The sequence below is a fragment of the Sulfitobacter guttiformis genome (genome assembly GCF_003610455.1).
Lineage (GTDB): Bacteria > Pseudomonadota > Alphaproteobacteria > Rhodobacterales > Rhodobacteraceae > Sulfitobacter > Sulfitobacter guttiformis.
In genome coordinates this window covers 1-4,504 of sequence record NZ_RAQK01000005.1, presented here as the reverse complement: position 1 = coordinate 4,504, position 4,504 = coordinate 1, and the positions used below count along the sequence as shown (strand labels likewise).

The 4,504-nt window shown below is 54.0% G+C and carries 6 protein-coding genes; 3 read left to right on the top strand and 3 right to left on the bottom strand.

What is annotated here, in order from left to right; all coding sequences use genetic code 11:
- Nucleotides 1-91: 91 nt before the first annotated feature.
- Nucleotides 92-1,099, bottom strand: a complete 1,008-nt coding sequence (locus C8N30_RS19145; RefSeq protein ID WP_015063192.1) for a replication initiation protein — start codon at nt 1,097-1,099, stop codon at nt 92-94.
- A gap of 805 nt (nt 1,100-1,904) precedes the next feature.
- Here C8N30_RS19145 and C8N30_RS19465 point away from each other — a divergent pair.
- From C8N30_RS19465 to C8N30_RS19130, 3 genes are all read left to right on the top strand, one after another.
- Nucleotides 1,905-2,474, top strand: a complete 570-nt coding sequence (locus tag C8N30_RS19465; protein ID WP_015063196.1) for a mobilization protein — start codon at nt 1,905-1,907, stop codon at nt 2,472-2,474.
- A 74-nt stretch (nt 2,475-2,548) separates the two neighbouring features.
- Nucleotides 2,549-2,827 carry a CopG family ribbon-helix-helix protein gene (locus tag C8N30_RS19135; RefSeq protein ID WP_015063195.1) on the top strand — a complete coding sequence of 93 codons (279 nt, stop codon included), beginning with the start codon at nt 2,549-2,551 and terminating at the stop codon, nt 2,825-2,827.
- Complete coding sequence (locus tag C8N30_RS19130) at nt 2,815-3,114, top strand: type II toxin-antitoxin system RelE/ParE family toxin (RefSeq protein ID WP_015063194.1); 300 nt, start codon at nt 2,815-2,817, stop codon at nt 3,112-3,114. Before C8N30_RS19135 ends, C8N30_RS19130 begins: the two co-directional genes overlap by 13 nt.
- 166 nt (nt 3,115-3,280) lie before the next feature.
- Here C8N30_RS19130 and C8N30_RS19125 read toward each other — a convergent pair whose 3' ends face one another.
- Nucleotides 3,281-3,715: a BLUF domain-containing protein gene (locus C8N30_RS19125; protein ID WP_015063193.1), complete on the bottom strand. Its 435-nt coding sequence runs from the start codon at nt 3,713-3,715 to the stop codon at nt 3,281-3,283.
- A gap of 342 nt (nt 3,716-4,057) precedes the next feature.
- Nucleotides 4,058-4,432: a helix-turn-helix domain-containing protein gene (locus C8N30_RS20000; RefSeq protein WP_025060876.1), complete on the bottom strand. Its 375-nt coding sequence runs from the start codon at nt 4,430-4,432 to the stop codon at nt 4,058-4,060.
- Nucleotides 4,433-4,504 lie beyond the last annotated feature (72 nt).

Below are 4,504 nucleotides of genomic sequence, written 5' to 3'. Positions count from 1 at the left end.
GCCGTTCCAAGGGTGTAACTCATGGGGTCTCACACCGTCTCATTGGGGGTCGCGTGAGACCGTTTCAGGGGTATCAAAAAGCGTATCATGATCAGACCCTTTTCTGGCTTTTGCAGAAGTTCACAAACACCGTTTCGATGTTCTTCGCACCCAGCTTGATCCCCTTTTGAGAGCAGAACGATCGGAACGCATCCGCAATCTTGCCGTGATCCCAGTTTGAATTATCGCGAGCCAGCTGCTCCCACGGATCGGTGTATTTGACGCTGCCGGTTTCAGGGAAGGACAACCGCACCTTGGCTTCGGCCCGTCTGCCCTTACGGGCAACCGAGTGGGCCTCCTGTTCCTTCTTGGCGTCTTCGAGGGCCTCTTTGACTTCCCATGCCAATTCGACTTCTGCGGTCTTGCGGCGCTCGCGCTTCGTGATCCGATAGCTGACACGAAAGCGGCTCGATTGGTTAACCTCATCAATGGCGGCATCGAGCGCCTTTTGCTTGAAGGCAGTCCATGTCGCGAGCCTGCCTGTCTGGACACCAAGACGAGCGCGAAGCTCTTCGACCGTGAAGCGTTCCATTTGTCTTTCACGAGCTGCGCGGAATGAGATCATCTCATGCAGACGATGGGCGTAGCGCGAGGACATGGCGAGGCCGGCGCGATAGTCCAGAATGGCGTAGAGATTCGATTGCTCGACGATTTTGCGAAACTCATCATCGAACTTGTAGCGCAACTTGCCGTTGCCCTCGTCCATGTCCACACGGCCCACGGCGATCAGGCCATAAATGGCGGTGTGTCCCTCTGCATTGTTCACATGGCGCATGGTCACGCTGCGCAGCTCCTCAAAGAGCCGCACCACGTCTTCATGGGTCAGATTACGAAATCCCTTCACCTGTTTGAAGGTGGCCAGCGGCAGCTCGTGCCACTTATCATCGGCGATCTTGCCGCCCGCGTTCTTCATCAGCACATCTTGCAACTTGAGCGCCTGCAAACTCGGCGGGTTGCGTAAAGCCCGCTCGCTGTATTGGCCATCGGCCAGCTCGCCCGCCTTAGTCAGTTGGGCGGGGTCATGGCTGCTTGTCTCTGCGCTGTTCACTGCATATCCCATACCAAACCTCTAACTAACACTTTCTTAGTGGTCAATAAGTGTTAGAAGTCCCGAAAGGTGTGTTTAAGAGTCCCGAAAGGTGTGTTTAAGGTCCCGAAAAGTGTTTCCTAATCTGATTCCATGTTTATTTTCATAAGGTTACAAGCCCCTGAAATAAGAAACCTATAGAAATAAGGGAACTGCGTTCCTTTTGGATAAAAATTTGGATTGGTTTTGGCGCTTGTTGAACGGTTTTCCCCAACTTCGCCCCCTGCGGCTCCGCCGCTGCAAGTGGTCAGGCGGTGGAATTTCTTAGAATATGCAAAGGCCCAAAACAGCCCGTCTGGCAACAGAGAACAGGGGAAGGGCAGGAAGTGGCTCTGAAAGCGTCACAGGAGCCGCTAGAGCGCGTCGTAGAGAGCTATGGAAGGTTGGCGTTAGTAATTAAGCCTTCGGACAGAGATGCGCTTCTACGGCCCTAAAATTGGCACCAAGCAATCTCCGAGGAATACCGAAAGTCACAAGTCGGGGGTGGGAGTGTGTTTCTGCGCTTCAAGATGGACCCAGCAGCGGAAGCCCTGATTGCCTGAAACGTGCTGTTCTGGGCGAACCAAAAAACACCGCGCGGAGGCCAAAATGCAATTTTGGTTAACATTGCGCATATCCTGCAACTGCAACACCCCTTCACATCTGCACCTAGGACACCAGAGGCCATCACGGTCTTTGCCGTTCTCCGATGAGGCGATTTTTACACGGCCAGCAAAAAAGAGGTGTTTTGGCTTGTGTGAGGGTGGCAGGAAATAGCAACGTATGACATTTGTGACAAATGACCCGTAAACTTGATCACACAACCCGCCAATCCATCGCCAAGAAAGTCAGAGAGGGCGTCCGCCCGCAGATGCTTGCCCGCGAATACGGCGTCACTGTGCGCACGGTTTATCGCTGTGCGCAGCTCATGCGGGACATTCAGATCGAGAGGGGCAGCAGGACCGAAGTGATCGTGTGTCGTGTCTCACCTGCGGACCTTGCCCAGTTCGATGCCAAGCTGAAAGAGGCGGGCATCCGTAACCGCAGCGAAGCGCTGCGCAACGTGATCCGGAATACCAACGGCATGGCTATGCCCGATGCAGAGCTGGCCGAGGCGCTGCTGTCCATGAAGGGGGCGCTGAACAAGGTCGGCAACAACGTGACCCAGATCGCCAAGCGAATGAACGATGCCAAAAACCAAGGACAGCCACTGCCATTTGCAGAAGAAGACCTGATGGAGATGAGGCATCTCGCGGGGTTTATTCTGGATTTTGCAGACGAGGCTGACCTTATGGCCAGAGGTCGCAGGGCTGCCCTAGAGTTGAAGATTTCTGACGAGCTGAAGCGCATGGCTGAACGCGGCGTGTAATACCTGCCCAGATAAGCTCTGGTAATGGTTTTACTCTATGGGTATTATAAGGTGATACCTATGGAGGAAAAGCCATGCCAACGCCCATTGCCGTTAAACTGGACGAAGACGTCCACAGCCGCGTGAAAGTTCTTGCCGAAGCGCGGGACAGATCCCCGCATTGGATGATGCGCGAGGCGATTGCCCAATACGTCGAGCGCGAGGAAAAACGCGAAGCATTTCGCCAGGACGGTATCCGCGCCTGGAACGCCTATCAGGAGACCGGGCTGCACGTGACGCATGCCGAAGCGGATGCTTGGCTGGCCCAGCTTGCCGCTGGTGACGATCAGGAGCCGCCTGAGTGCCACAACTGATCTGGTCGCCCGAGGCGCTGGCAGATGTTCAGCGCCTCTACCGTTTTCTTGCCGAGAAAAACCCTGATGCCGCCAGACGTGCGGCAGGTGCGATCCGTGACGGGATGCAGATCGTTGCGGACCATCCAGATGTCGGCCGTCCCGTCGATGACATGGACCCAGAGTTTCAGGAGTGGCCGATCAGCTTTGGCGCCAGTGGCTATGTTGCGCTCTATCGCTTGCAGCAGGACGTGGCTCTGGTCGTTGCAGTGCGCCACCAGAAAGAGGTTGGCTATCAGCCTTCTTAGACCGTTCAAAAAGGGTGGTTTCTGGGGCAGTGATGCAAGCGCAGCGAAGGGCCGCTTTGAGCCCAAACTACCGAGCGGGACCGAGAAAAGTTTTGCCGGTGCCAGCCTACAGGCATGCGTGATAAGCGATGCCACCTAAGTAGCCTGTCCGGTCAAATTTCCTCGATCAAACGCGCTTTTTGAAATCCAAGAACATCAATCGGGCAAGTTCCAATGCTATCCCGTTGGTATTCGCGGCCACAGCTTCGTCGCTCTTTAGACAGGACAAGGACTGAAAGCTGTTCTGTGTGTATTGGCCAATTTCATCTGGTCCCACATACCCCATCGCCCAGTCCGAAAATGTTCGACTCTTGACCGCATCAGTCCACATGAGTGATAAGCTTTCGTGACGAGGGTCATGGCTAATCCGCTCGTAATAGCAGTTTTCAACTGCGGACCGATCACCCTCCAGCACTTGGAAAAACATATCATCATGGTACATTAGAATGCCGGTGATCTCGTCTCTGGCATTGTTTCGCTGAGAAGCTTCTAAGATGTCAGACAAAGTGGTTTCGTCTAACTTTAACCGTGACAAACTTACATAGGCGAGTTGGAACAGCATGAGCGGAATCCTCGATCTGGAAAACGACGCCTAACCGAATATTGGGTCAGCTTAAATGACCTATTTTGTCGTCGGCAAGATTTTGTATCTGGAGCGAGTATATTGGTCGAAATTGTCGGTTTTGGCCAAGTCCCCGACCTCCTCAACGGATGCTGCTGCGGCAGCACCATCCAGACTTTCGCGTCCGCAGCGAATGGCACGAAAGTCCGCACTACCGATCTTAGGATCGCGCCAAAAACCCTCGATATTGGCATCTCTTGAAAGCGGCCTGTTTCCCGCTGCCACAAACCCCGTTCAAAACAGATTGAGTTGTTGAAGGTTTATGGCACTTTGACGGCTATGTTATCGGAAGGGCCACCATCTACGGCGTTTGCTTTCTGGTGCGCTCAAAAGTGCCCTAGCTTGTTGCTTCCAAGCGTCTCTATCTGACCGCATTTCTGCCAGTGCTTCGCGCTCTCGTTCCAACATCGCTTCCAATGCTTCTACCTTCACTTGAAGGGGGGTCTCATCTGGGGGTCGCGAAGTGTCCACTTGAGACCCCTGCGCGACGGTATCAGTGGACACCATAGGGAAGACGCGGTGCAGCTCGGAAGGGTCGATGGAATATCGGCCATTCTTCTCTTTATGTGCAGATATAGTGCCTTTTGAGATAGCGCGCTGGATTGTGGTTTTACTTTTTCCAGTGGCTTTTGCAGCCGTTCCAAGGGTGTAACTCATGGGGTCTCACACCGTCTCATTGGGGGTCGCGTGAGACCGTTTCAGGGGTATCAAAAAGCGTATCATGATCAG

Bases quoted from the DNA above. Each gene is read 5' to 3' on its own strand.
- C8N30_RS19465 (WP_015063196.1), top strand. From the start codon at position 1,905: ATGACCCGTAAACTTGATCACACAACCCGCCAATCCATCGCCAAGAAA.
- C8N30_RS19125 (WP_015063193.1), bottom strand. From the start codon at position 3,715: ATGCTGTTCCAACTCGCCTATGTAAGTTTGTCACGGTTAAAGTTAGAC.
- C8N30_RS19135 (WP_015063195.1), top strand. From the start codon at position 2,549: ATGCCAACGCCCATTGCCGTTAAACTGGACGAAGACGTCCACAGCCGC.
- C8N30_RS19145 (WP_015063192.1), bottom strand. From the start codon at position 1,099: ATGGGATATGCAGTGAACAGCGCAGAGACAAGCAGCCATGACCCCGCC.
- C8N30_RS20000 (WP_025060876.1), bottom strand. From the start codon at position 4,432: ATGAGTTACACCCTTGGAACGGCTGCAAAAGCCACTGGAAAAAGTAAA.